The sequence below is a fragment of the Paracoccus wurundjeri genome, assembly GCF_030678915.1.
Lineage (GTDB): Bacteria > Pseudomonadota > Alphaproteobacteria > Rhodobacterales > Rhodobacteraceae > Paracoccus > Paracoccus onubensis_A.
Map to the genome: position 1 here is coordinate 166,424 of NZ_JAUUTZ010000006.1, position 23,814 is coordinate 190,237.

General features: G+C 60.9%; 20 protein-coding genes. 5 read left to right on the forward strand and 15 right to left on the reverse strand.

What is annotated here, in order from left to right; all coding sequences use genetic code 11:
- Positions 1-4: 4 nt before the first annotated feature.
- The 9 genes from Q0601_RS08300 to argE form a co-directional block, all read right to left on the reverse strand.
- Positions 5-1,669, reverse strand: a complete 1,665-nt coding sequence (locus tag Q0601_RS08300) for an ABC transporter ATP-binding protein (protein WP_305289020.1) — start codon at positions 1,667-1,669, stop codon at positions 5-7.
- Positions 1,669-2,535: an ABC transporter permease gene (locus Q0601_RS08305; protein WP_305289022.1), complete on the reverse strand. Its 867-nt coding sequence runs from the start codon at positions 2,533-2,535 to the stop codon at positions 1,669-1,671. The genes Q0601_RS08300 and Q0601_RS08305 overlap by 1 nt, the downstream gene beginning before the upstream one ends.
- Positions 2,535-3,494: an ABC transporter permease gene (locus tag Q0601_RS08310; protein WP_305289025.1), complete on the reverse strand. Its 960-nt coding sequence runs from the start codon at positions 3,492-3,494 to the stop codon at positions 2,535-2,537. Before Q0601_RS08310 ends, Q0601_RS08305 begins: the two co-directional genes overlap by 1 nt.
- A gap of 70 nt (positions 3,495-3,564) precedes the next feature.
- On the reverse strand, positions 3,565-5,178 hold the full coding sequence (locus tag Q0601_RS08315; protein ID WP_305289027.1) for an ABC transporter substrate-binding protein: 1,614 nt from the start codon (positions 5,176-5,178) through the stop codon (positions 3,565-3,567).
- Positions 5,179-5,249: 71 nt separating this feature from the next.
- Positions 5,250-5,981, reverse strand: a complete 732-nt coding sequence (locus Q0601_RS08320; protein WP_305289029.1) for an HAD-IA family hydrolase — start codon at positions 5,979-5,981, stop codon at positions 5,250-5,252.
- Between the two features lie 210 nt (positions 5,982-6,191).
- Complete coding sequence (locus tag Q0601_RS08325) at positions 6,192-7,103, reverse strand: 2-hydroxyacid dehydrogenase (protein ID WP_305289031.1); 912 nt, start codon at positions 7,101-7,103, stop codon at positions 6,192-6,194.
- Positions 7,100-8,476 (reverse strand): aspartate aminotransferase family protein, encoded by a 1,377-nt coding sequence (locus Q0601_RS08330; RefSeq protein WP_305289032.1) that lies wholly within the window; start codon positions 8,474-8,476, stop codon positions 7,100-7,102. The genes Q0601_RS08325 and Q0601_RS08330 overlap by 4 nt, the downstream gene beginning before the upstream one ends.
- A 16-nt stretch (positions 8,477-8,492) precedes the next feature.
- Complete coding sequence (locus Q0601_RS08335) at positions 8,493-9,338, reverse strand: GNAT family N-acetyltransferase (protein ID WP_305289033.1); 846 nt, start codon at positions 9,336-9,338, stop codon at positions 8,493-8,495.
- A 124-nt stretch (positions 9,339-9,462) separates the two neighbouring features.
- Positions 9,463-10,581 carry an acetylornithine deacetylase gene (gene argE, locus Q0601_RS08340; RefSeq protein WP_305289035.1) on the reverse strand — a complete coding sequence of 373 codons (1,119 nt, stop codon included), beginning with the start codon at positions 10,579-10,581 and terminating at the stop codon, positions 9,463-9,465.
- A gap of 255 nt (positions 10,582-10,836) precedes the next feature.
- On the opposite strand from argE, the gene Q0601_RS08345 reads away from it, so the two are divergent.
- A complete protein-coding gene (locus Q0601_RS08345) occupies positions 10,837-11,502 on the forward strand; it encodes a haloacid dehalogenase type II (RefSeq protein WP_305289037.1) in 666 nt (221 codons plus the stop codon).
- A 15-nt stretch (positions 11,503-11,517) separates the two neighbouring features.
- Positions 11,518-12,807: an NAD(P)/FAD-dependent oxidoreductase gene (locus tag Q0601_RS08350; protein ID WP_305289039.1), complete on the forward strand. Its 1,290-nt coding sequence runs from the start codon at positions 11,518-11,520 to the stop codon at positions 12,805-12,807.
- 28 nt (positions 12,808-12,835) lie between these two features.
- Here Q0601_RS08350 and Q0601_RS08355 read toward each other — a convergent pair whose 3' ends face one another.
- On the reverse strand, positions 12,836-13,744 hold the full coding sequence (locus Q0601_RS08355) for a GNAT family N-acetyltransferase (RefSeq protein ID WP_305289040.1): 909 nt from the start codon (positions 13,742-13,744) through the stop codon (positions 12,836-12,838).
- 525 nt (positions 13,745-14,269) lie between these two features.
- Between Q0601_RS08355 and Q0601_RS08360 the strand changes: the two genes are divergently transcribed.
- Both Q0601_RS08360 and Q0601_RS08365 read left to right on the forward strand, forming a co-directional pair.
- Positions 14,270-16,324 carry a type VI secretion system Vgr family protein gene (locus Q0601_RS08360; protein WP_305289043.1) on the forward strand — a complete coding sequence of 685 codons (2,055 nt, stop codon included), beginning with the start codon at positions 14,270-14,272 and terminating at the stop codon, positions 16,322-16,324.
- On the forward strand, positions 16,321-16,572 hold the full coding sequence (locus tag Q0601_RS08365; RefSeq protein ID WP_305289045.1) for a PAAR domain-containing protein: 252 nt from the start codon (positions 16,321-16,323) through the stop codon (positions 16,570-16,572). Before Q0601_RS08360 ends, Q0601_RS08365 begins: the two co-directional genes overlap by 4 nt.
- 162 nt (positions 16,573-16,734) lie before the next feature.
- Here the strand turns inward: Q0601_RS08365 and Q0601_RS08370 are convergent, their stop codons facing one another.
- The 3 genes from Q0601_RS08370 to Q0601_RS08380 all read right to left on the reverse strand — a co-directional run bounded on the left by Q0601_RS08370 (position 16,735) and on the right by Q0601_RS08380 (position 19,696).
- Positions 16,735-18,708: a DEAD/DEAH box helicase gene (locus tag Q0601_RS08370; RefSeq protein WP_305289047.1), complete on the reverse strand. Its 1,974-nt coding sequence runs from the start codon at positions 18,706-18,708 to the stop codon at positions 16,735-16,737.
- A gap of 263 nt (positions 18,709-18,971) precedes the next feature.
- Positions 18,972-19,283: an ETC complex I subunit gene (locus Q0601_RS08375; RefSeq protein WP_305289049.1), complete on the reverse strand. Its 312-nt coding sequence runs from the start codon at positions 19,281-19,283 to the stop codon at positions 18,972-18,974.
- 95 nt (positions 19,284-19,378) lie between these two features.
- A complete protein-coding gene (locus Q0601_RS08380; RefSeq protein ID WP_305289051.1) occupies positions 19,379-19,696 on the reverse strand; it encodes a cupin domain-containing protein in 318 nt (105 codons plus the stop codon).
- Positions 19,697-19,858: 162 nt separating this feature from the next.
- On the opposite strand from Q0601_RS08380, the gene Q0601_RS08385 reads away from it, so the two are divergent.
- The gene (locus tag Q0601_RS08385) at positions 19,859-20,125 is read left to right on the forward strand and encodes an I78 family peptidase inhibitor (RefSeq protein ID WP_305289053.1); all 267 of its coding nucleotides are present in this window, start codon (positions 19,859-19,861) and stop codon (positions 20,123-20,125) included.
- A 124-nt stretch (positions 20,126-20,249) separates the two neighbouring features.
- Here Q0601_RS08385 and uvrB read toward each other — a convergent pair whose 3' ends face one another.
- Both uvrB and Q0601_RS08395 read right to left on the reverse strand, forming a co-directional pair.
- Positions 20,250-22,433, reverse strand: coding sequence for an excinuclease ABC subunit UvrB (uvrB, locus tag Q0601_RS08390; RefSeq protein ID WP_305289055.1), 2,184 nt, complete (start codon positions 22,431-22,433; stop codon positions 20,250-20,252).
- Between the two features lie 148 nt (positions 22,434-22,581).
- On the reverse strand, positions 22,582-23,796 hold the full coding sequence (locus Q0601_RS08395; RefSeq protein ID WP_305289057.1) for an NAD(P)/FAD-dependent oxidoreductase: 1,215 nt from the start codon (positions 23,794-23,796) through the stop codon (positions 22,582-22,584).
- Positions 23,797-23,814: the final 18 nt, after the last annotated feature.

Here is a 23,814-nt window from a genome sequence, read left to right on the forward strand (position 1 = left end):
CCGCCTATCTATGCGCGAAGGCCGCAACCAGTTCCGGGTCCTGCTCGAGCCCGGACAGCCAGCCGGTATCGAGTTGCGGAACCGAGGAAATCAGCAGCCGCGAATAGGGATGCGCCGCCTCGGCAGACATCCGTGCGACGGGCAATGCCTCGACCACCTCGCCCTTGTACATCACCAGCACATCATCGCAGATCGCCTCGACCGTCGACAGATCGTGACTGATGAACATGTAGCTCAGGCCCAGTTCGCGCTGCAGTTCCTTGAGCAGTTCCAGGATTGCAGCCGCAACCACGGTATCCAGCGCCGAGGTGATCTCATCGCACAGGATCAGTTCCGGCTCGGCGGCAAGCGCACGTGCCAGATTGACCCGCTGTTTCTGTCCGCCCGACAGTTCTGACGGAAGCCGGTGGCGCAGGGCGGCAGGCAGATGGACCATATCCAGAAGCTCCGCCACCCGCGCGTCGCACTTTGCTCCACGCAACCCATGATAGAAGGTCAGCGGACGCGCAATGATCGCCCCGACGGAATGAGCGGGGTTCAACGCCGTATCGGCAAGCTGGAATACAATCTGCGCGCGCCGCAGATCCTCCTTGCTGCGGGCATGCAACGCAGGCTCCAGCTTCCGGTCGTCAAGATGAACCGAACCGCGATAGGCCGGAAGAATACCCGCGATCGCCCGCGCCAGGGTCGATTTTCCCGAACCGCTTTCGCCGATTACGCCCAGATTGCGGCCGCGCTCCAACCGGAAATTCACATTCTTCAGCACTTTCGCCACAGGCTCGCCATTCCTGATCGCGCCGTAACCGGCGCTTAGCCCGCGAACCTCCAGGATCGGCTTTCGCTCGACCTCCTCCCCGATTCCGGCAGGGACATGCGGTACCGGTTCGAAAGCGGCCAGAAGTTCCCTGGTATAGGGATGGGCGGGCGCGTTCAGGATTTGCTTGGTCGTGCCCACCTCCTGAATCTCACCCTCTTTCAGGACCACGATCCGATCCGCGATCTGCGCAACGACAGCGAGATCATGGCTGACATAGACCCCGGACATTCCGGTCTTCTCCATCACGGAACGAAAAGCGCGCAATACCTCGATCTGAGTGGTCACATCCAGCGCGGTGGTCGGCTCGTCGAAGATCACCAGCCTTGGATCGCCGATCAGTGCCATCGCAGCCGACAGCCGCTGCAACTGCCCGCCCGAGACCTGATGCGGGTAACGCTGACCGATATGATCGGGATCGGGCAGCGCAAGTGCCCGGAACAGCGTGCGGGCGCGGGATTCGGCCTCGGTGCGCGGCATCAACTTATGGATGGCGGTGATTTCGATGACCTGATCCATGATCCGCTTGGACGGATTGAAGGCCGCCGCCGCCGATTGCGGCACATAGGACACTTCGGTTCCGCGTAACCCGGCACGGCCCGCCTCGGACATGGCCGTGACGTCATGCGTTCCAACGCGGATATTCCCGCCATCGATGCTGCATCCGCTGCGGGCATGGCCCATCAATGACAAGGCGATGGTTGTCTTGCCCGAGCCGGATTCCCCGATCAGTGCAAGAATTTCGCCCGGCGCGATGTCGAAACTGACACCCCGGATGATCTCGACCTTGCGGCCCGCATCGGTAACGGCGCCGATCCTGAGATCGCGGACGGAAACAAGCGGGGATTCAGTCATCAGTCGCTCCTGTCGCGGATTTTGGTGGGCAGGTTGTCGATGAACATATTGACCGAGATGGTCAGCGAAGCTATGGCGATCGACGGAAAGATCACCGCAGGTGCACCGAGACTGAGCCCCTCGATATTTTCGCGGACCAATGCGCCCCAATCGGCATTAGGTGGCTGCACGCCGAGACCAAGAAAGGACAGCCCCGACAGAACCAGCACGATAAAGACAAAACGCAGCCCAAGATCGGCCAACACCGGCCCGAGGATATTGGGAAAGATCTCGCGCGTGATAAGATAGATCGTGCCTTCGCCCCTTGCGCGGGCCACGGTCACGAAATCCATCGTGTTGATATTGACCGCCAAGGCACGCGCGAAGCGGTAAGAACCGGGCATGTAGATCGCGGTCAGCGTCAGGATCAGCACCGGGATCGAAGACCCCACGGCAGCCACGACCACAAGGCCGAAAAGCAGCGAGGGGATGCCGTTGAACGCATCCAGAAGCCGCGACAGCAGCGTATCGAACCAGCCTCCGATCACGGCGGCGACCATGCCCAGGATCACGCCGATAGCCACGGCCAGGGTCACTGCCGCCAGAGCGATGCCGACCGTATAGCGCGCGCCCATCAGGATACGCGAAAGGATGTCACGCCCAAGATAATCGGTGCCCATCCAGAATTCCGGGCTGATCGGGCCGAAATAATCGAAGCCGACAAGATCGCCCGGTGGATAGGGCGCGATCCATTGTCCGATGACGGCGATCACCGCCCAGAACAGGATCACGGCAAGACCGATCCGGCCGGTCCAGCTGAAGGCATAGCCCATCCGCCGAGGCGTGGGGAGGCGAAGCGGGCGGGAGGTTTTGGAAGAAATGCTCATCAATTGCGCAACCTCGGGTTGGAGAGGATGGCGATCATATCCGCCAGTGTCGTCAGGCTCAGATAGCTGATGCAGAAGATCATCGCGCAGGACTGGATCAACGGCAGATCCCGCGTCGAGACCGCATCCACCATAAGCTTGGCGACGCCGGGATAGTTGAACACCGTTTCGACGATGATCACCCCGCCCACCAGGTAAGAGAGAGACAGCGCCACCGCATTGGCGATCGGCCCCAGCGCATTGGGCAGGGCATGAATCAGCACCATGCGCGGTCGCGATGCCCCCTTGAGCAACGCCATTTCGACATAGGGGGTATTGATCGTCTCGATCACCGCCGCGCGCGTCATGCGGATCATCTGGGCCGATACCACGAAGCTGAGGCTGATCACCGGCATCGCATAGGCCCGCAGCATCGCTCCGATACTGTCCACATTGACGCCATAGCTGAGCGCCGGCAGCCAATCCAGCCAGACCGCGAAGATCAGCACCGCGAGTGTCGCCACCATGAACTCGGGTACCGAGATCACCGAAATGGTCAGCACCGACACCATCCGGTCAAGCAGAGTGCCGCGCCACATCGCCGCCGCGATACCCAGCGACAACGCCAGGGGGACGCAGATCACCGTGACAATCCCGGCAAGGCGCAATGAATTCGCCAACCGCCCGGCGATCAGGTCCGCGATCTCGACCTTGTTCACATAAGAGGTTCCCAGATCCCCGGTCAGCAATCCGCCAAGCCAGCCGAGAAACCGCAGCAGCGCGGGCCGATCAAGGCCCATCGCCTCGCGCAGACCGGCCACCGCCTCGGGGGTCGCGGCCTGCCCCAGCATGATCTCGGCCACGTCACCCGGCAAAAGCCCGGTCGCGAAAAACACCGCGAAGGACACGATCACCAGCGTGATCAGTGCAATGCCCAGCCGTTTTCCAACCAGCAGCCATGTGGTTTTGGATCGAAGCATATAACCTCCCTGTGCCGAGGGGCGCGCCCGCGCATCATGGGAAGCGCGGGACACGTATTTTTCCGCGGGATCAGCCCTCGAGCCAGACATATTCCGCAAAAGCGTAACCCATCTGCCCGCCCAGGGGGTTCGGGCGCAGGCCCTTCAACCGGGTCGAAATCGCATCGACATTCGAAATATAGGCAGGGATGATGGTGCCTGCCTCATTGGCGACCATTTCCTGCATCTCCCAGTAGATCTGCTTTCGCTTTTCATCGTCCAGCAGGCCCCGCGCCTCGACCATCATGCTGTCGAATTTCTCGGATTTATACTGGCTTTCGTTCCAGGGCGCATCCGAAGCATAAAGCAGCGAGAACAGGATATCGGGTGTCGGGCGCGGATTGATATTGCCGAAATGCACCGGCTCTTTCAGCCAGTAGTTCGACCAGTAACCGTCCGAGGGAACCCGCTGCACATCGAACGGCATTCCAATCTGGGCGCCTTCCTGCTGCACGATCATGGCCATGTCGATCGAAGAGGTCGCGGCATCGGACGCCACGATGGGGATCGCCTGTCCCAGCACGCCGGCCTTCTCGAACAGCGCCTTGGCCTTTTCGGGATCGTATTCACGTGGCTTCAGTTCGGGGTTGTGATAGCGGTCCGCAGCGGAAACCGGCTGATCGTTGCCGATCTCGGCAAGATCGCGCAACACGGATTTCTGGATCGCCTCGCGATTGACGAGATGCTTCATCCCTTCGATGAAGCCGGCCTTGGCACCCGGCTCCAGATCAAGGCGGATATTGAGATTGGTATAATTCCCCGCAGTGGTGATCGAGGTTTCGACGCCATCCTGCCCCTCGAGCATCCGCAACGAACGCGGATTGACCGAGGCGGCCATCTGGATATCGCCCGAAAGCAGCGCATTGATACGGGCATTGTTATCCGAGATGGCGAAATACTCGAAACTGTCGAGATATGGCCCCTGTTCCTTGAAATAATCCGGGCTTTTCACCGCGATCGAGCGCACGCCCGGTTCGAAGGCTTCACAGATGAAGGCGCCGGTACCATCAGCGGTCGAGAAATCGGTGGTACCATCGGCGATAATCATGAAGTGATGCAGCGACAGGATCACCGGCAGATCGGCATTTGGCTCGACCAGCACGATCTTGACGGTCAGATCGTCCACCGCCTCGATCTCAACCATCTGCGTCGCGATCGAATTCGCCATTGAACCGACGCTCTCATCGAGATGCCGCCGAAGCGAATAAACCACATCGGCCGAACTCAGCGTCTTGCCGCTGTGGAAGGTGACATCCAGTTTCAGCTTTACTTGCCAGGTCTTGGCATCGTCCGACTCGACCGTCTCGGCCAGTTCCATCTGCGCCTCGCCGTTTTCGTCAAGGAAAGTAAGGCGGTTATAGAAGGCGCAGCAGCGCGTATAATCGGTAGACAGGCTCGCCTTGGCCGGGTCGAGCGTGTCGGCGGTCGAGGACGACCAGCCCGCCGCCTTGAGATCGCCACCGGTGACGGGCGTTGCCGCGACTGCAGCACCGGCACGCAGCAACAAGCCGCTGCCTATGGACATGGCCACGCCGGAACTCATCAGCAGCTTCAGCAATTCCCGTCGCGATGCCCCGCGGCGGATTGCATTCTCGACCATGGCATCGTCACGGCCGGTCCAGTTGGCAGGTCTGTTCCTGGTCATTTTGCAGTTCCCTGTTGTTGTGACCCGATCCGGTTCTTGTCGCCATTTCGGGCTGGTTTGGTGAATTTCTCTCAGCGATCAAAGGCGCGGTCCGCAGCCTCCGCCAGTTCGATCAGTGCATTGAAGCGATAATCGGGTTCCGTGAACCGCGCCGGCTCGATAGTCCCGCCATAGCCCTTTTGCGCATGCCTGCGCATGATCCAGGCATTCGTCATTCCCAGTTCGCGCGAAATCCCGATATCGTGATGCTGGCTTTGCGCCGTATGCAGGATATCGGCCATGCCGCCGCCATCGGTTTCGACATGGGCGAAGACCTGATGGAAAAAAGCCGGGTCCGGTTTTTCCGTGCTGGTCTCGTCACAGGTGAAGCTGCTCCAGAACGGCATGGCCAGCTTCTTCTCGTATTTCTCGAAAGCCCAGCGGCGCGCATTGGTCATGGCGATCAGCTTGTAATGGGTTCCTAGCCGCGTCATCGCCTCGACGCTGTCGGGAAACGGCTCGGCCTCGGCAACCGCATCAATCATGAATTGGCGGTTTTTCTTGTTGTCCGGCAGTCCGAGTTCAGCGGCGATGCTGCCATAGCATCGGCCCAGATCATCGGGGAAACGCCCGGCATCCCGCTGATAGCGCGTGTCGCGATAATGGGTCAGTGCCGCCTCCCCATCGATCTGGAGACCGGCCTGTTCCGCGATCTGCGCGAGACCGTTCTTGATCGCGGATTCGAAGTCGATCAGCGTCCCCACCACGTCGAATGTGACGTAAGAGAACGCGGTCAAGGGCTTCACGGCGGTTTCTGTTGCCATTCCCGACGGTCCTTTCTCGCTGATACCGCGGCAGAGAAAGCGCGGCGAAATCCGTTATTCCGGGCCTCAACCGCCCCGGACTGCTATTCTGTTCCCCTCAGCATCGCCGGTTTCCCCGACGTCATTGCACTGAAAGATACGACAAGAGCGGCAGATTCTTTTGTATTGGGAATGGCCACGGTCAGATATGCCGCGCCCTTCCCGGACCCATCAATATCCCCTGTTCTGATCCACGAGGCCGGGAATCGGCTGCCCCGCCCGGCTGGCGCGGATCACCGACAGGGCGTGCCGCGCGCCTTCCTCGGCATCGGTATAAGAGGCGATATGCGGGGTGACGATCACCTCCGGATGGCGCCAGGCCCAATGTTCCGGCGGCAGCGGTTCGGGATCGGTGACATCCAGCATGGCCGCCCCGATCTGGCCGCTGTCCAATGCGTCGCGCAGGGCGTCCATCTCAAGCTGCGCGCCGCGCCCCGCGTGGATCAGCCCTGCCCCGCCCGGCAGCTTTGCCAACAGCCGGGCGTTCAGCAGCCCGCGCGTCGCCTCTGTCAACGGCAACAGGCAGATCAGCATTTCCGTTCGTGCCAGAAAATCATCAAGCGCAGCGGCGCCGTAAACCTCCAGTCCCCCGACCGGGTTACCGGAGCGGCTCCAGCCTGCGACCGGAAAACCCAGCGCGGAAAGGTTTTGCGCGACAAGCCGCCCGACCTGCCCCAACCCCATAACCCCGATCCGGCAACGACGCGTCGGCCGAGCGGGATGGGAATGCCATTCCCCCTGTCTCGCCTGCTCAAGATAGCGCGGCATCTCGCGATGCAGCATCAATGCGGCCATCATCACCCAATCCCGCACCATCTCGGCGATTCCCGGCGCAATCGTCCGCGACAACGCCACCCCATCGGGCATTGGCGGCATCTGGTCGATACCGGCACCAACCCCGATCACCGCCTGAAGATTGGGATAGCGTGACAAATCTTCAGGCGCTATCCAGCAGGCAATATGCGTAATATCGGCCGGGTCGGCAACGGCATCCTCGCCGATCACCATCCGCTCGCCCGCCTCGACGAAAATCGGCGACCAGATCGCCGCGCGTTCCGCAGTAGACAGGTAAAGCAAAGTCATGTCCGCAACGCCTCGCGGATCTCGGGATCGTCCAATGTGAGATCCAGAACCGTTCGGGTGCGTTCGACAATGGCATCGATCTCGGTTTCGGTGCAGCATAGCGGCGGCGCATAGCCAAAGATCCCCTGCGCGAAGGAACGGATGATCAGACCCTGCTCCCATGCCCGGTCGAACAGCCGGGTCGCGGGATCGAGTGCAGCAGGCAGCGGCGTCTTGTTCCGCTTGTCCGAAACCAGCTCGATCGCCGCCAGCATGCCGCGCCCGCGAACGTCCCCGACCAGCGGATGATCCGACAGCCCCTGCAATCCGGCCAGCAGCCGCGCGCCCATCCGGCGGCCATTCTCCAGCAGTCCGCCCTCATACAGCGCCAGCACTTCCAGCGCGACGGCGGCGGAAACCGGATGCGCGGAATAGGTAAAGCCATGCCCCACCGCCTTGGCCCCGGCCCCGTCGGCAATGGTGTCATAGACATGGTTGCGCATGAATACCGCCCCCATCGGGACATAGCCCGAGGTCAGCCCCTTCGCCACCGTCATCAGGTCCGGCACGATCCCTTCATCCTCGCAGGCGAAAAGCGGGCCGGTGCGGCCGAAACCGGTGATCACCTCGTCGGCGACGAAAAGGATGCCCCGCTCGGCGCAAAAATCACGCATCGCCCTGATCCAGCCCGGCGGCGGGACCAGAACCCCGCCCGATCCCTGAATCGGCTCGACATAGAATGCCGCGACGCGATCCTCGCCGATCTCGGCTACCTTGGCGCGCAGTTCGGTCAGCGACGCCTTGATGATCGCCTGTGGATCCTGCCCCACCGGGTTGCGATAAGCGTAATGCGACGAAATCCTGTGCTGCCAATCATAGGGCAGGCCGAAACCCTCGTGGAAAACCGGTAACGCGGTCAATCCTGCCCCGCCCGAGGCGCTGCCGTGATAGCCCTGCCCGACCGAGATGAACTGATCGCGTTGCGGTTTGCCCTTGGAGTGCCAATAATAGCGGATGAAGCGGATCGTGCTGTCCACCGCGTCCGAGCCGCCAAGGCAGAAATAGACATGATCCAGATCGCCGGGTGCGCGCTCGGCCAGTTCGGCGGCCAGCCGGATCGGCGCTTCAGCCCCAAGATCGAAATAACCGGTCACATAGGGCAACTGCCGCATCTGGGCGGAGGCGGCCTCGACCACGCTTTCATGGCCATAGCCGGCATTCACGCACCACAGCCCGGCGAAGCCGTCGATCAGTTCGCGGCCCTCTCCATCGGTCACGGTGGCGCCCCTGGCGGATTGCAGCAGTCTGACCCCCCGGGCTTCATGGCCGCGAAACGAGGAAACCGGATGCACAAGATGGCGGCGGTCGAGTTCGACAAGGGAATTGCTGAGCATGGTCATCTCCGTAAAATCAGCCCAAAGCCTGCGAGACGAGGGCGAAGGTCGTAAATTCATTCTGTTCGGGTGTGGTGGCGGGACATGTCATCGTCGTGCCACCGCCCACATGAGCAAGCCCGAGCGAGGCGACAAAATCGGATAGCCCCCGCTCCTGCGGGATGTCGATACGCAGAAAACCATCCGCACAGCGCCTTGCTCCTTCGGCGATCAAAGCACGGGCGGTCGCCTCATCCCGCGCCACGACCGGCCCCAGCACATGCCCCTTGCCGAAATCCCGCAACATCGCAAAGCCGCCCTCGGCCAACAGCACCCGTCCCTGCCCGGCGATCCGGCGCAGCAACTTGCCCCGCTCCATCCCCGTCGCGTCCCGATCCATCGCCGTCAGCCGATCGGCATCCTCTGCCCTGCCCGGGCTGACCGGCAGCTCCGGCGTGTTTCCAAGGGCAACACCTTGATATTGGGCAATCTGTCCGACAGAAACAAAGCCCAGCTTGCGGTACAGCGGCATCCCCTCGGGCGTGGCCACCAGCCGCATCTCGCGGCCACCCGCAAGCGCGATCGCCTCCTCCATCACCCTGCGGCCCAGGCCACGACCCCGCCGCCGTTCATCGACGATGATCATGTTGAGCAGGGCGACATCGCCAAATCGCGTGCAAAAAGCGGTACCGACAAGGTCTTCGCCCTCCATCACGGCAACGCCATCGGACAGCGACAGGTTCAGTTCCCAATCCTCGACACGATGCGGCCAGCCGACCTGTTCCGACAGACGAAGGGCGGCGGGCAGATGAAGGGGCGTGAATGGAATGCTGCGCAGATCCTGCGGAGCAGCAGCGGAAGAGGCGTGTTCGGCAGTGGTCATGAATCGCATCCATGTTTCATCCGGTTCAGGTTAAATGCGCGCGGACGGCATGTTTTTCCTGATCCCCGCCCGGCACGGCAGTTTGCGTCGCTTCGCTGGCCCCGCACCGCAGGAAATGCCGTCATCAGGCAGCAAGGTTCCGGCCAAGCGCAAGGACCATGTCGGAAGCGGCGCGCAATTCCCCGCGTGTCAGATACTCTTCGGGCCGATGTGCGCGTGCAATATCGCCGGGGCCGCAGACGATCGACGGAATTCCCGCCGTCTGAAACAACCCGGCCTCGGTGCCGAAACTTACCGCGCCCAACGGGTCATTCCCGCTGATGCCAGTCATTAGCGCGACCAGCGGATGTCCGGCGTCAAGCGCGAGCGCCGGGTAGCTGGACAGCCATTCCACCTTGACCGTCTCGTCTGCCGCCGCAATTACAGGGGCCAGCAAATCGCGCGGCTCGATACCCGCTATCGCCCGCGCCTCGATCTCTGCCTCGGCCCAGTCAGGGATGATATTGACCGCCTGTCCGCCCGACAGGGTGCCGATCTGCATGCTGGACCATGGCGGCGCAAAACGTTCGTCCTGCGGGCCCTGCCGCAAGGCCCGCGCCTGCGCGGCGGCGGCCTGCAATGCCGGCAACAGGGCATGAATGGCGTTCGCCCCCAGATCGGGCCGCGAGCTATGGCCGGATCGTCCCCGCGCCATCAGCCGCAGCGCCGCCTTGCCTTTATGGGCCAGCACCGGTACCAGCCCGGTGGGTTCCCCCACGATGCAGCCCGCAGGCGTAGCGCATAGCGACGGCAGCGCCGCAATCATATGCGGCACGCCGCGGCAGCCTGCCTCTTCGTCATAGGACAGAGCGATATGGATGGGCGATCCAAGCTGCATCGATACGAGATCTGGCACCGCCGATAGGACTGCGGCCACGAAGCCCTTCATGTCACAGGCCCCGCGCGCGATCAGCCGATCCTCTTCCTCGCGCAGGTGAAAGGGATTGCCGCGCCATTCCGGCTCTCCTGTGGGAACCACGTCGACATGCCCCGACAGGATATGACCGGCCCGATCGGCGTCGCCGATCGTGGCGAACAGGTTGCTGCGGTCGCCTTCGGGGCCAGGCAGCAGGTGCACCGTCACGCCATGCGCCTGAAGATAATCCCTGACAAAGTCCATCAATGCCGTATTCGGCTGCCCCGTAACGGTTTCGAACCCAACCAGCCGGGCCAGCATTTCCTGAGGCGAGTAGCGCTTTGTCATACCGCCCCGCTTGGGCCGGATTTGGTTGTGTGTGGCATGGCCATTCCCTCACCTTCCCATACGATCACTATCTGCTGATTGGCAGCATGCCTCGATTCCGGCCGCGATCTGCACCAAGTTTCGGGCAGTGACAGCACCTTTTGCCGCCGATCATGCGCGTAACGGAATATCCTGCGTTCAAACCGGCAAACGCGGCAATCCCTGTCGCAGCAAAACTGTGATGCTGGAAACATCGAAACTCCCTCGGAGAAAGCAATGACCTTCCGTCCCAAATTCATCACATTCGACTGCCACGGCACGATGATCTTCTTCGATATGGCCGGAGCGGCGCGCCATCATTACGCAGACCGTCTGTCCGCCGAGCAGATGGAGATATTCATCCGGGATTTCGCGGCCTATCGGCTGGACGAGGTGCTTGGCGCATGGAAACCCTATGCGGAGCTGGTGCATAATTCTCTGGAACGGGCCTGCAAGCGGAACGGCATCCCTTTCGACCCGGCTGTCGCCGCCGAGATCTACGAGCGTGTGCCCACATGGGGGCCGCATGCCGATGTCCCCGCCGGACTGTCACGGATCGCAGGCCGGATCCCGCTGGTGGCACTGACCAATTCGATGAACAGCCAGATCCCGCATAATATCGCGAAACTCGGCGCGCCGATCGCGCATGTCTTCACCGCCGAGGATGCGCAGGCCTACAAGCCGCAAATGCGCGCATTCGAATACATGTTCGACATGCTGGGCTGCGGACCCGAGGATGTGCTGCATGTCTCGTCAAGCTTCCGCTACGATCTGATGACCGCGCATGATCTGGGCATCAGGAACAAGGCATGGGTCAACCGTGGTCATGAGCCCGCCAACCCCTATTACGGCTATACCGAGGTTTCCGACATATCGGGTCTTGCCGATCTGGTCGGGCTGTAAGCGCCGGAGGCCGCGATGAAATACATGTCCTATTGGCACGACAGCGCCACCCCCTTTGCTGATGCCCGGCAGGGACCGGTCGAAGGGAATTATGACGTCGCGGTGATCGGAGCCGGTTTCACGGGGCTGAACGCCGCCCGCAAACTGGCGCGGGAAGGGCTGCGCGTCGCGATTCTGGAAGCCCGTCATGTCGGTGCGGGCGGCTCGGGCCGCAATGGCGGGCATCTGAATAACGGTATCGCGCATGGCTATGCCGAAGCGAAAGCCCATCTGGGTACGGAACGGGCGCACGCGCTTTATCGCGCTTATGACCGCTCGATCGACATGATCGAGCAGGTCATCGCCGAAGAGGGCATCGATTGCGATTTCCGCCGTTCAGGAAAGCTGAAACTGGCCTCGAAACCCTCGCATCTGAACGGGCTGCGAGCGAATTTCGAACTGATCCATCGCGAGGTGGATCAGGATACGCGCTGGCTCGACCGTAACGAACTGAGGGAAGAGATCGGCTCGGACGCGTTTCACGGCGCGATGCTATATGGCAAATCCGCGATGATGCATATGGGGCGCTATGTCGTGGGGCTGGCCGATGCGGCGCATCGCCACGGCACCCATATCTGGGAAGGGGCGCCGGTCACCGGACGCGAAGCCGTTGCGGACGGCTGGGAATTGCATACCCCCAAGGGCAGCCTTCGGGCCGAACGGGTGATTGCGGCAACGGACGGCTATTCCGGGGAAGTTCCCGGCGCACCGCTGCGATATTTCCGGCGGCGCATCGTCTCGGTCGGCTCTTTCATCATCGCTACCCGTCCACTGAGCGACGACGAGATCGCAGCCACCCTGCCCGGTAACCGGACTTGCGTCACCTCGATGAATATCGGCAACTATTTCCGCCTGTCCCCGGACAACCGGCTGATCTTCGGCGGGCGCGCGCGGTTCTCGGCGGTCTCGAACCAGCAATCCGACGCAAAATCGGGCGAGATCCTGCGCAGCGCAATGACCCGTATTTTCCCGCAGCTGGCACAGACCGAGATCGACTATTGCTGGGGCGGCCTTGTCGGGATGACCAAGGACCGCTTCCCCCGCGCGGGCGAGGCCGACAGCATGATCTACGGCATGGGCTATTCGGGCCACGGCGCGCAGATGTCCACGTTGATCGGGCAGGCATTGGCGGATATGGCGATGGGCCGCAAAGGGACGAATCCGCTGGACGGGCTGGACTGGCCGGCGATCCCCGCACATAGCGGCAAGCCGTGGTTCCTGCCATTGGTGGGGCTGTGGTTCGGGCTGAAAGACCGGCTGTCCTGACGGCTATCGGCCTTGCCGCTTCACCGTTTCAACCCAGCGAGTGCGAGGCCAGACCGAAAATCCGCATCCCTTCCAACGCCCGCCGCTGTTGTCCCATATACATCTCGGTCACGGTATCGTGGAGCCGCATTCCCGCTTCGGTCAGGAATTGCGAAAGTCTCTCATTTTGCGCCGATGTGTCGAGGCGAACGAACTTGCCTTCGTGCTGCCGGATCAGCGGGAAGGCAAGCGCCATCGCCATCCGCTCATCCTCGGCTACCAGCGGGCCGATCACCACGCCGCGCCCGAATTTGCGCAGCAAGGCGAAACCGCAAATTTCGCCACTGCGCTCGATCACCATGCCCGAGGATAATTTCAGCATCATGTCCAGCGTCACCTTCCGCTCGGTCCCGTAAGCGATGCGGTCAAGTTCCCGCAACGCCGGAATATCGGCAGGTGTCAGCGGGCGAAGATGGGTTCCCGGTACCGTTTCCGGCACGGATGGAACACGGGCAAGACCCTGATGCTGCCGGATGACACCCAACGGTATGAACCCCTCGCTTTCATACAGCCGATAACCCGAATGGGTCGCGCTCAGCCGCAGATCACGGATGCCGCAATCCTTCCTGACCCGGCGCAACAGCCAGCGCCCGGTGCCTCGCGCCTGCAGACGCGGCGCGGTAACCATCATGCCCAACATCGCGAGTTCCTCGCCCGCGGTAAAATACATGGCGGAACCCAGGGGACGACCGATCTCGTCAATGGCCAGATAGCCTTCGCCCAGCGAGATGAAAACATCCAGATCATGCGCCCGATGCGGCCAGAAGACGCCTACGGTCAATTCATGCAGAAGCGCGAGGTCCTCTGGTGTGATCGGCCTGGCCTGTGCGTCGAAATTATCGACCCGCATCAGATCCGCCTTTTCCGAGCCGTCTTGTCCCGTTCCGCCGCTTACCATTATTCCGTCGCCTTACCATAATCGTCATGAACCGTCCTGTATTCCAGGACAAATCTATTTTCATCGAGTGTCGCTTAAAAGCTGCGCATTTTTCTGCTGTATCTAACCTGTAGACGACAGCATTATGTGGTAAATCCCGCTTGTGAAGGCTTCGATTGCGTTCAGCCCCCGATCAACGCGTTGTGGTTATTTAGACATCGCTCGATGATATTCCCTGTCAGTTGCCATGTAAAAACTCTCGAGTGAAATCATCGCGCAGGTCGCCACCCGTACGGCAAACCCATCCGGCGGCAATACCGCGCTTCGGAAGCGCAATGCTTTGCTGATCGTACGTCTCCCGGCATCCGCTGCGAAAGGCACAAAGTGGATTTATGCCCGGAATTCCGCGATTCCACAGCAAAAATGAGGCAGTTTTCCTCGATCCGATGCGTTCTTATTATTGTGATGCGTCAATCTAGGCTGTACCATCCGTATTCACCGAACAATCCAGTTTAGCTTGGTCCGGGATTGCAAGAGGAAACGCCGATGAACGCCCCTTTTAAACAGTTCGAACGTCTTGGCCGCCTTTCCACGGAACTTGGCGAAGATGTTTTGGTTCTTCTGCGCTTTGACGGTACGGATTATCTTAACGAATTGTTCGAATATCGCGTCGAAGCGCTGGCCACGCGCGACGATCTGGATTTCGACGCATTGATCGGCACCCATGCCACCGTCGAGGTCGAGGCGCATCAATCCGTAAAACCATTCGACGGGATCGTGACAAGCGCCCGCTGGGCTGGCGTGGGTGAGAACGGGCACCGTTACGACCTGACCCTGCGGCCCTGGTTCTGGCTTGCGGGCAAGCGGCGCAACCAGCGGATCTTCCATCGCAAGACCGTGGACCAGATCCTGCAGGAATTACTAGGCGATTATGCCGGCCTGGGCGATCCTCATCTTGAGATCAAGCTGAGCAATCAATATCCGGAACTTGAATACACTGTCCAATACCGCGAATCCGACCTTCAATTCGCCCGGCGTCTGCTGGAGCGTTTTGGGATCAGCTTCTATTTCCGCCACGACAAGGGCAGCCACACATTGGTGATCACCGATGACGAATTGAACCTTGCCGAAATCGGCGAGCGGCCCTTCAAGCGGTTCGACGGGCATCATCAATATGACCAGGAGCATTTCTGGGAATGGGCGCCCGAGCGCAATGTGACCACGGGTGCGATCCGGCAGACCGATTATAATTTCAAGATGCCCACCCAGAAGATGGAGACTGCCCATCAGGGCGATGCCGCATATGCTCAGGGTCAGATCGAAAGCTTCGACTACCCCGGAGATTATCTTGCCGAGGCTCCGGGCAAGATCCTGACGCGGATGCGCACCGCGCAGGAGCGTGGCGGGGATCGCCGCAACCGGGCCGTAGGCGACTGCGTAAGTCTGGCATCGGGGCTGCGGGTCAAGCTGGGCGGGGACAAGGTACCGGGTCACGGCGAAACATATGTCTGCCTGTCCGCCACACATAGTTTCGTCAGCGAAGCCTATGGCTCGGGCGGCCGGGACAGCGACGGTTACAGCTATTCCGGTTCATGGGTACTGATGCCGGACACCGCGCCAATGGTGCCGCCGAAACGCACCGATATCGCGCGCGTCTACGGCCCGCAAACGGCCGAAGTCGTTGGCGAGGGCGAGATCGACTGTGACGAATTCGGACGGATTCTGGTGAAGTTCCACTGGGATCTGGACCGGGCCTATTCGATGCGCTGCCGCGTCAGCCAGAACTGGGCAGGCAATGGCTGGGGCGGGATGGTGATCCCGCGCATCGGCATGGAGGTCGTCGTCGAATTTCTTGAGGGCGATCCGGACAAGCCGCTGGTGACGGGCTGCGTCTATAACGGCAAGAACAGGGTTCCCTATGACCTGCCCGCCAACAAGACCGTCAGCACTTTCAAATCAGATACCCATCAGGGCAGCGGTTACAACGAATTCCGGTTCGAGGACGAGAAGGACCGCGAAGAGGTCTTCATGCATGCGCAGAAAGACCATAACACGATCATCGAGAACGATGAGAGCCACTCGATCGGCCACGACCGCAGCAAGACGGTTGGCAATGACCAGTCGGAATCCATCGGACATGACAAGACGATCAGCGTCGGGAACGACCACCGGGAAAATATCGGGAACGATATGTTTTACACGGTCGCGCGCAACCAGCAGGAGGATTACGGCAAGGATCATATCCACCGTGTCGGCAATGTGCACAAGCAGACCATCTTTGCCGATCACCTGTATGAGGCCGGCCGCAATTTCGAGGGCGAGGTTTTCGGACGCTATACCTTGGATGTGGGCGACTCGATCACGAACAATACGAAGCGGCACACGCTGATGGCCTATCAGACGATGCAGATCAAAGGCCCCGGCGGCAAGATCACCATCGACGCCTCTGGCATCACGCTCGAGGCGCCGACGATCTGGCTGAAAGGCAATGTCATCATGGGAGGCTCGGGCGGCGCGCAGGTCCCGACCCTGCAAATGGCCGCGCGTGAGGGTTTGCCGCTCTGCGAGGAATGCGGAAAATTCGACGAGGAACAGAAATGATCGTTGCATGCGTGGGGGACCAGCATTCTTGCCCCATTCACGGACAGAACACGATCGTCGAAGGTGGCAGCAGCACGGTCAACGGCCGCGCCATCGCCCGCGTGGGGGATAAATGCGCCTGTGGCGGCGTCATCGTGGAAGGGAAATCCGGAGCATTATCCGATGGAAAGCCCGTCGCCTATCTGGGCTCGAAGACCAGCTGCGGCGGGGTCATCAGTGCCTGCAGTGGAACCGCGCGCTTTTCGTGACTGTCGGTAAAAATTGCCACGCCGTCGATATTGCACGATTGCCCGCATCCATCCTGTGGATCCAGCGTCAGTCCGGTTTCTACGATAAAGCGCGCCCCACCTGCCGCCGATCCGGGCACGAAACGGCGGCAAAGTCATTATACAGCATAGCAAACAAGCTGCTCAACCTCGGGTTCTGGGGCGTCGCGGTGGCGCATTGCCGCCATCTGGGCGTCGGGATGGCGCATGCTTGCCTTTGGGTTTTCCGGCAGGTTTGCCAGAAGGCTTTCCGCCGGTACGGGCTTTGGCTTTGGGCGCGGCCGGTTTGCTGTCGCGTGCCGGTGCCGTACCGCCTTTCTTGCCCTTGGCGGCCTTTTGCGCAGCACTCCAGCGCGGTTTTTTACGGGGTGTCTCGACAGATATCGGCGCGATATCGGTATCCGTAGGTGACCACGCGCGGGCAGGCTTGGCGGGAAGGTCCGTCGCTGGCATCGCCGTGGCTTTTTTGGCTTTAGAAGGCTTGTCAGCGGCGGGTTTGCCGATCTTCCGGAGCGGATGCCGTTCCGGCTTCTGATCAAGCGATGGTTCGCCTTTCAACCGGCACATCATCAGGCCCTGCTCAATCTCGATCACCTCTCCGAAGCGCGGAGCATCGGCAGTGGCGATCTGAACATAGGTTTCCTCGTCACGCACACGGATGGCGCCGATCGCATCGCGGGTGATACCTCCTGCCTCGCAGACCTTGGGCAGAATCCAGCGGGCCTCGGCGCGGCCGGCATGGCCGACCGACAACGCGAACCAAACCGAGGAACCGAATTCGCGCGGAGCGCGGGGCGCAGCACCCGAAGGCGGCGCGCTTTCCGTCAGTTCCTCTGGCGGCGGACGGCCTTCGCGCCAAAGCTGAACGAAAGCGGCTGCAACCTGCTCGGCTCCGGCACGGGCAAGCAAATCCCGGGCAATGGTCATATCGTCCAGCCTGGCGGTCAGTGCCGGATGATCCAGCATCCGCACGTCATCCCTAGCACTGACCTCTTCAGCGGATGGCGCCTTGCCCCACTCGGCCACGACCTTGGCACCCTGTAGCAAACGCTGTGCCTTCTTGTAATCCGCCGGCGTAACGACCAGCGCGGAAACCCCCTTGGCACCAGCACGACCGGTACGGCCCGACCGATGAAGCAGGGTTTCGGAATTGGTTGGCAAATCGGCATGAATGACCAGTTCCAGTCCCGGCAGGTCAATCCCCCGCGCAGCGACATCGGTGGCGATACAGACCCGCGCCCGTCCATCCCGCAGGGCCTGCAGGGCATGAGTCCGTTCTTGCTGGGACAATTCGCCCGACAAAGCCACTACGCGAAAGCCGCGGTTCCCCATCCGCGCCAGTAAATGATTCACATTGGCGCGTGTCTTGCAGAACACGATGGCGGTCCGCGCCTCGTAGAATCGCAACAGGTTGAAAATCGCATTTTCACGATCACGGTTTGCGATCGACAGTGCCCGATAGGTGATATCGCCATGCTGCCGCGCCTCGCCCATCGCCGTCACGCGCAGGGAATTCTGTTGAAAATCCCGCGCCAGTTTCTCGATGGCCGCAGGCACAGTTGCCGAGAACATCAAGGTCCGGCGGGTTTCCGGCGCAGCCTGCAGGATGAATTCCAGATCCTCGCGAAAACCGAGATCCAGCATTTCATCCGCTTCGTCCAGCACCGCGACGCGCAGATCCGACAAATCGAGGCCGCCGCGATCGATATGGTCGCGCAGGCGGCCCGGCGTGCCGACCACGATCTGCGCCCCACGGGCCAGCGCCCGACGCTCGGTCCGGTAATCCATGCCCCCGACACAAGTCGCGATACGCGCGCCGGTCGCGGCATAAAGCCAGCCCAGTTCCGCCGCCACCTGCAATGCCAGTTCCCGCGTGGGTGCAATCGCAAGCGCAAGCGGGGCCGTGCCCTCTGTAAAGCTGCCGCCGTCACACAGCAGATCCTCCGCGGCGGCAATTCCAAAGGCAACGGTCTTGCCTGAACCGGTCTGCGCAGAAACCAGAAGGTCGCGCCCCCGTGCATCCGCTTTCAGCATCGCCTGCTGCACGGCGGTCAAAGTTTCATAGCCTCGTTCGGCCAGTGCTGCGGCCAATGGCGCAGCAATCTCGTTTTGGGTCATTCGTTCTGCCTAGAATGGGCTCTTGGCCCGGGTTGACGGCCCGGTCCTGCCCGCACGCGGCCCACCACCCGCGCACCATCCAGAACAGCCGATCCGCAGCCCTACAACCCAGCCCCGGCAGAGTCAAAGGCTGTTTGTTCCCAGAGACAGGCAAATGAATCAGATCGCTTGACCCACTTAGGGCCGTTTCGAGAAGAGCCGTCGGTATAAAGAAGCCATGTAACCGGGTAATCCGCAGGATTGCCGCTGCGATCCGGGCAAGATCAATGTGTCCAAGGGCCACGCCTGTCAGTCGCGAAATTCTCGCCATAGCCACGGGGACGGATATTCTGCGCACGCTTATGAGGTTCCTGCACGACGTAATCCAACCCGAGCTCTTTCGCGTAATCTTCAGCCTGTTTGCGGGTCTCGAAACGCAGGCGGACTTGCGATTGCGTGTCATCGCTGCTGGTCCAGCCCATCAGCGGATCGATTTCGCGCGGATCGGCGGGCGGGTATTCCAGCACCCAGTTCTTGCTGCGCGCGGTGCCTGATTGCATGGCGTTGCGGGCGGGCTGATAGATGCGGACACGCATGGCGGAATTCCTTACACTTGAACCGCCCGAGTTATCGCCAAAGCCGGGCCTGTGATCAAGCCCCTATGCGCTTCTGTCCCTCCGGGGGCAATCATCTATTCTTCCAGGGTGTTTGCAGCCCGCTTCATCTCGATCTCGATAAAGGAAAGCGGTCCCGGTCCCGCGTTCCTGACATCATGCTGCACGCCTTTCGGTCGAAGATAGCTGTCGCCAATTTTCACGGGTTTCTCGGTCACCTCGCCATCCGCCTCATAGGCCATAATGGAATCCGTCAGGATCACGACCGCATAATCCATTTCATGTTCATGCCATCCGGTCGTCGCACCAGGCGCAAAATCCCAGCGTGTGATCTTTGTGTGATCGTCTTCGGCAAGGACGGTCGGAACGGCAGAGGCGGTGGATTCGAACGGCATTGCGGCTTCTCCTTGATCATGTGGCGCCTGAAAAGGGTAGCGTATTATCGCGAATTGTCACGGCCTCACTGGATATGCGGCATATTTCCGTCTGCCAGATCAACCATGACGGGAACGGCTTCGGGATTCATGCGTTCTCTCGTGAAGACAGGAGGTAATCCCATGTGCGCAACCCGAATTTTCCCGCTGATCGCGGCAGGCGTCATTCTAGGCGCGTGTACGCAAGAAACGGTAGAAGCCAAAACAACCTGCGATGCCGAGCTTCATCAAAGCCTGATCGGCAAGAATATCGGTGAGGTGACCTTTCCGCCCAAGCTCGTCAAGCGCGTGATGCAGGACGGTGATCCCGCAACGATGGACTTCAATCCGGAACGGCTGAATGTCATCGTGGACGACAAGGGCTGGATCGAAAAGGCTTATTGCGGCTGAGATTCAACCAGGCCGGACACTGGCGGGCAAAAAACGCTCTGTTTGGACAGAACGCGGTTCCTTGACGAGGCAAACGCCTGTTTGCACGACAACTGCCCAATTAGACGGATCGAACGGATCCGCCCTATCTCCGTTTGCGCCGCTTGTTCCCGCCGCGCTGCCCCGCCCTGCCAGCAGTCGACCGCCCCGAGGCATTGACGGCAGCCTCCGCCGCCGCCTCGACCGCCGATTGACGGGCCAAAGGATCATCGGCCACCGCCAGATCCACGGCTTCCAATCGCTTGACCTCGTCGCGCAGTCTTGCGGCTTCCTCGAATTCCAGATTCTCGGCAGCCTCGCGCATCTGCGCGCGCAGCCCGTCCAGATGCGCCTGAAGATTTGCGCCGACAAGCGGTTTATCCACCCGGGCAGTGATGCGCGATTCATCGGTATCGCCCTGCCACAGCCCGGCCAGAACATCCTCGACATTCTTGCGGACCGTTTGCGGCGTGATGCCATGTTCTTCGTTATACGCCATCTGCTTGATGCGACGACGGTCGGTTTCAGCAATGGCCCGCTCCATGCTGCCGGTGATGCGATCCGCATACATGATAACCCGGCCGTCAGCGTTCCGCGCTGCCCGCCCGATGGTCTGGACCAGCGAGGTTTCGGAACGCAGAAAGCCCTCCTTATCCGCATCCAGAATGGCGACAAGGCCACATTCCGGTATATCCAGCCCCTCGCGCAGCAGGTTGATCCCGATCAACACGTCGAAAGCACCAAGACGCAGATCGCGCAGAATCTCGATCCGCTCGATCGTGTCGATATCGCTGTGCATATAGCGGACCTTGATGCCCTGTTCATGCAGATATTCGGTCAGATCCTCTGCCATGCGCTTGGTCAGCGTGGTGCAAAGCGTGCGATAACCCTGTGCGGTCACCCTGCGCACCTCGTCCAGCAGATCATCGACCTGCATCTCGACCGGGCGTATTTCGATCTGCGGGTCCAGCAGGCCAGTGGGGCGAATGATCTGTTCGGTGAACACGCCGCCGGTCTGGTCCAGTTCCCATTTCTGTGGCGTCGCACTGACGAAAACGGATTGGGGCCGCATCGCGTCCCATTCCTCGAATTTCAGCGGTCGGTTATCGGTGCATGACGGCAGGCGGAAACCATGTTCGGACAGCACCGATTTACGGCGGTAGTCGCCCCGGTACATCCCGCCGATCTGCGGCACAGACACATGAGATTCATCCGCGAAAACAATGGCATTATCCGGGATAAACTCGAAAAGCGTGGGCGGAGGCTCCCCCGGCGCCCTGCCGGTCAGATAACGGCTGTAATTCTCGATCCCGTTGCAGACGCCGGTGGCCTCCAGCATCTCCAGATCGAAATTCGTCCGCTGCTCCAGCCGCTGCGCCTCCAGCAGCTTGCCCTCATCCTGAAACTGCTTCAGCCGCTCGATCAGTTCCTTGCGAATCCCCTTGATCGCCTGCTGCATGGTTGGCCGGGGCGTGACATAGTGACTATTCGCATAGATACGGATCTGGCGGAAATTGTCGGTCTTGGCGCCGGTCAAAGGGTCGAATTCGGTAATCGCCTCCAGCTCATTGCCAAAGAAGTCGAAACGCCATGCGCGGTCTTCGAGGTGGGCGGGCCAAACCTCGACGATATCGCCACGCACCCGAAAACCACCGCGCTGGAAACTGCCATCAAGGCGGCGATATTGCTGCGCGACAAGCTGCCCTAAAAACTCACGCTGATCATAGCTGTCGCCGACGATCATATCCTGCGTCATCGCCGAATAGGTCTCGACCGAGCCGATACCGTAGATGCAGGATACCGAGGCCACGATGATCACATCATCCCGTTCCAGAAGCGCGCGCGTGGCCGAGTGGCGCATCCGGTCGATGGCCTCGTTGATCTGCGATTCCTTCTCGATATAGGTATCGCTGCGCGCCACATAGGCCTCGGGCTGGTAGTAATCGTAGTAACTTACGAAATATTCCACCGCGTTATCGGGGAAAAACCCCTTGAATTCGCCGTAAAGCTGCGCCGCCAGCGTCTTGTTCGGCGCAAGAATAATGGCCGGACGCTGGGTCTGCTCGATCACTTTCGCCATGGTATAGGTCTTGCCGGTACCCGTCGCGCCCAGAAGAACCTGATCACGCTCCCCGGTTTCGACACCTTCCGCCAGTTCCGCGATTGCGGTCGGCTGATCGCCTGCGGGTTGAAACTCGCTATTCATGACGAAGCGCTTGCCGCCTTCCAGCTTGGGGCGGGTGACTTCGGGTACGCGCGCGATTGGCGCGTTGGTGTTGTTATGGGCCATCAGCCATGTCCTGTCCGGGTCATCCCTCAAGGTGAGAACTGACGCGCGAAAGTCAACTGCCCCTGCTGACAGTAACCGTCATCAGCGAGAATCCCTTTCTTCTTCACGCAAATATCCCGGGCTCCGGGACAGCGCCCCGGCTTCAGGATCACCGTTTCAGACGATCCGGCTGTAATGCAGCCCAGCCCTCGCCGCCATCCATCTCATCCGCAAGGATTTCAGCCGTCACCGGTCCAAGCGTAAAACCCTGATGCCCATGCCCGAAATGCGCCCACAAATTCGGCTGTTCCGGCACACGGCCCACGACCGGCAGCATATCCGGCATACAGGGCCGCCGCCCCGTCCAGGGCTCTGCCTCGACCGGATCACCGATGTCGAACAACTCTCGCGCACCCTCTTCGGCATGTTTCAGTTGCGGAGGCACAAGTCGCGGATGGCGTGTCAGTTCGGCCGCCGTTGCGATCCGCAGGCCGCGGCGCATGGGCGATGTCACCATGGAATTGGCGAAATCCGCGATCGGATGATGCGGAGGCGTTTCCATATGGTAATGCCGGTGATAGCCACGCTTGTAGACCATCGGCACTTTCAGCCCGTAACGGGCCAGCATCATCGGCGACCATGGACCAAGGGCGACCACTGCATGCTCACCTTCGGCCTCATCGGCAACCCATGCTGCCCCTTTGCGATGCAGGTCGCCCGCATCGCCATTCAGGACCCGCCCGCCACGCTTCTGGAACAGCGCCGCATATGCCGCCACGAGCCCACCGGGATCAGAGCAATTCCAGCTGTCGGACCAATGAGTTGCCCCCGTAACCTCAATCTTGACCGAAGGTTCCAGCGTCCGAAGCTGCTTGCCATCCAGCAGCACTGCCTCGACTCCGAATTCGGTCTTGAACCGTTCCGCCGCAGCCAGCGCCTTATCCATCAGGGCCGGAGTCCGGTGCAACTCGATATAACCGTTCCTGCGAATGATGTTATCCGCCCCCGCCGCCGCGACCAACGGCGCATGACGCTCGGTCGATTGCCGGATCAGCTTGCCCCAGACATGCGAGGCACGCTTATGAGCGGCAGGCAGTGAATTGCGCGCATAGGCCAGCACCGCCCATGCCTGATCCAGCAGACCCGGAATATTCCACTTCACGTCATATCCACGGCCCAGCGCAATCTGCAAAAGCGCACCGGGAGCCAGGGGCATCGCATAAGGCTCGACCGCTTCGGTCTGGATCAGCCCGGCATTGCCATAGCTGGTCTCGCGCCCCGGCGCGTTGCGGTCGATAATGGTGACCTCATGCCCACGCTCTTGCAGGGCCAGCGCGGTACTGACGCCGATCATGCCTGCGCCCAGAACCAGAATCTCCGCCATATCTGCCTCCTTGCCGAC

Bases quoted from the DNA above. Each gene is read 5' to 3' on its own strand.
- Q0601_RS08300 (WP_305289020.1), bottom strand. From the start codon at position 1,669: ATGACTGAATCCCCGCTTGTTTCCGTCCGCGATCTCAGGATCGGCGCC.
- Q0601_RS08305 (WP_305289022.1), bottom strand. From the start codon at position 2,535: ATGAGCATTTCTTCCAAAACCTCCCGCCCGCTTCGCCTCCCCACGCCT.
- Q0601_RS08310 (WP_305289025.1), bottom strand. From the start codon at position 3,494: ATGCTTCGATCCAAAACCACATGGCTGCTGGTTGGAAAACGGCTGGGC.
- Q0601_RS08315 (WP_305289027.1), bottom strand. From the start codon at position 5,178: ATGACCAGGAACAGACCTGCCAACTGGACCGGCCGTGACGATGCCATG.
- Q0601_RS08320 (WP_305289029.1), bottom strand. From the start codon at position 5,981: ATGGCAACAGAAACCGCCGTGAAGCCCTTGACCGCGTTCTCTTACGTC.
- Q0601_RS08325 (WP_305289031.1), bottom strand. From the start codon at position 7,103: ATGACTTTGCTTTACCTGTCTACTGCGGAACGCGCGGCGATCTGGTCG.
- Q0601_RS08330 (WP_305289032.1), bottom strand. From the start codon at position 8,476: ATGCTCAGCAATTCCCTTGTCGAACTCGACCGCCGCCATCTTGTGCAT.
- Q0601_RS08335 (WP_305289033.1), bottom strand. From the start codon at position 9,338: ATGACCACTGCCGAACACGCCTCTTCCGCTGCTGCTCCGCAGGATCTG.
- argE (WP_305289035.1), bottom strand. From the start codon at position 10,581: ATGACAAAGCGCTACTCGCCTCAGGAAATGCTGGCCCGGCTGGTTGGG.
- Q0601_RS08345 (WP_305289037.1), top strand. From the start codon at position 10,837: ATGACCTTCCGTCCCAAATTCATCACATTCGACTGCCACGGCACGATG.
- Q0601_RS08350 (WP_305289039.1), top strand. From the start codon at position 11,518: ATGAAATACATGTCCTATTGGCACGACAGCGCCACCCCCTTTGCTGAT.
- Q0601_RS08355 (WP_305289040.1), bottom strand. From the start codon at position 13,744: ATGGTAAGCGGCGGAACGGGACAAGACGGCTCGGAAAAGGCGGATCTG.
- Q0601_RS08360 (WP_305289043.1), top strand. From the start codon at position 14,270: ATGAACGCCCCTTTTAAACAGTTCGAACGTCTTGGCCGCCTTTCCACG.
- Q0601_RS08365 (WP_305289045.1), top strand. From the start codon at position 16,321: ATGATCGTTGCATGCGTGGGGGACCAGCATTCTTGCCCCATTCACGGA.
- Q0601_RS08370 (WP_305289047.1), bottom strand. From the start codon at position 18,708: ATGACCCAAAACGAGATTGCTGCGCCATTGGCCGCAGCACTGGCCGAA.
- Q0601_RS08375 (WP_305289049.1), bottom strand. From the start codon at position 19,283: ATGCGTGTCCGCATCTATCAGCCCGCCCGCAACGCCATGCAATCAGGC.
- Q0601_RS08380 (WP_305289051.1), bottom strand. From the start codon at position 19,696: ATGCCGTTCGAATCCACCGCCTCTGCCGTTCCGACCGTCCTTGCCGAA.
- Q0601_RS08385 (WP_305289053.1), top strand. From the start codon at position 19,859: ATGTGCGCAACCCGAATTTTCCCGCTGATCGCGGCAGGCGTCATTCTA.
- uvrB (WP_305289055.1), bottom strand. From the start codon at position 22,433: ATGGCCCATAACAACACCAACGCGCCAATCGCGCGCGTACCCGAAGTC.
- Q0601_RS08395 (WP_305289057.1), bottom strand. From the start codon at position 23,796: ATGGCGGAGATTCTGGTTCTGGGCGCAGGCATGATCGGCGTCAGTACC.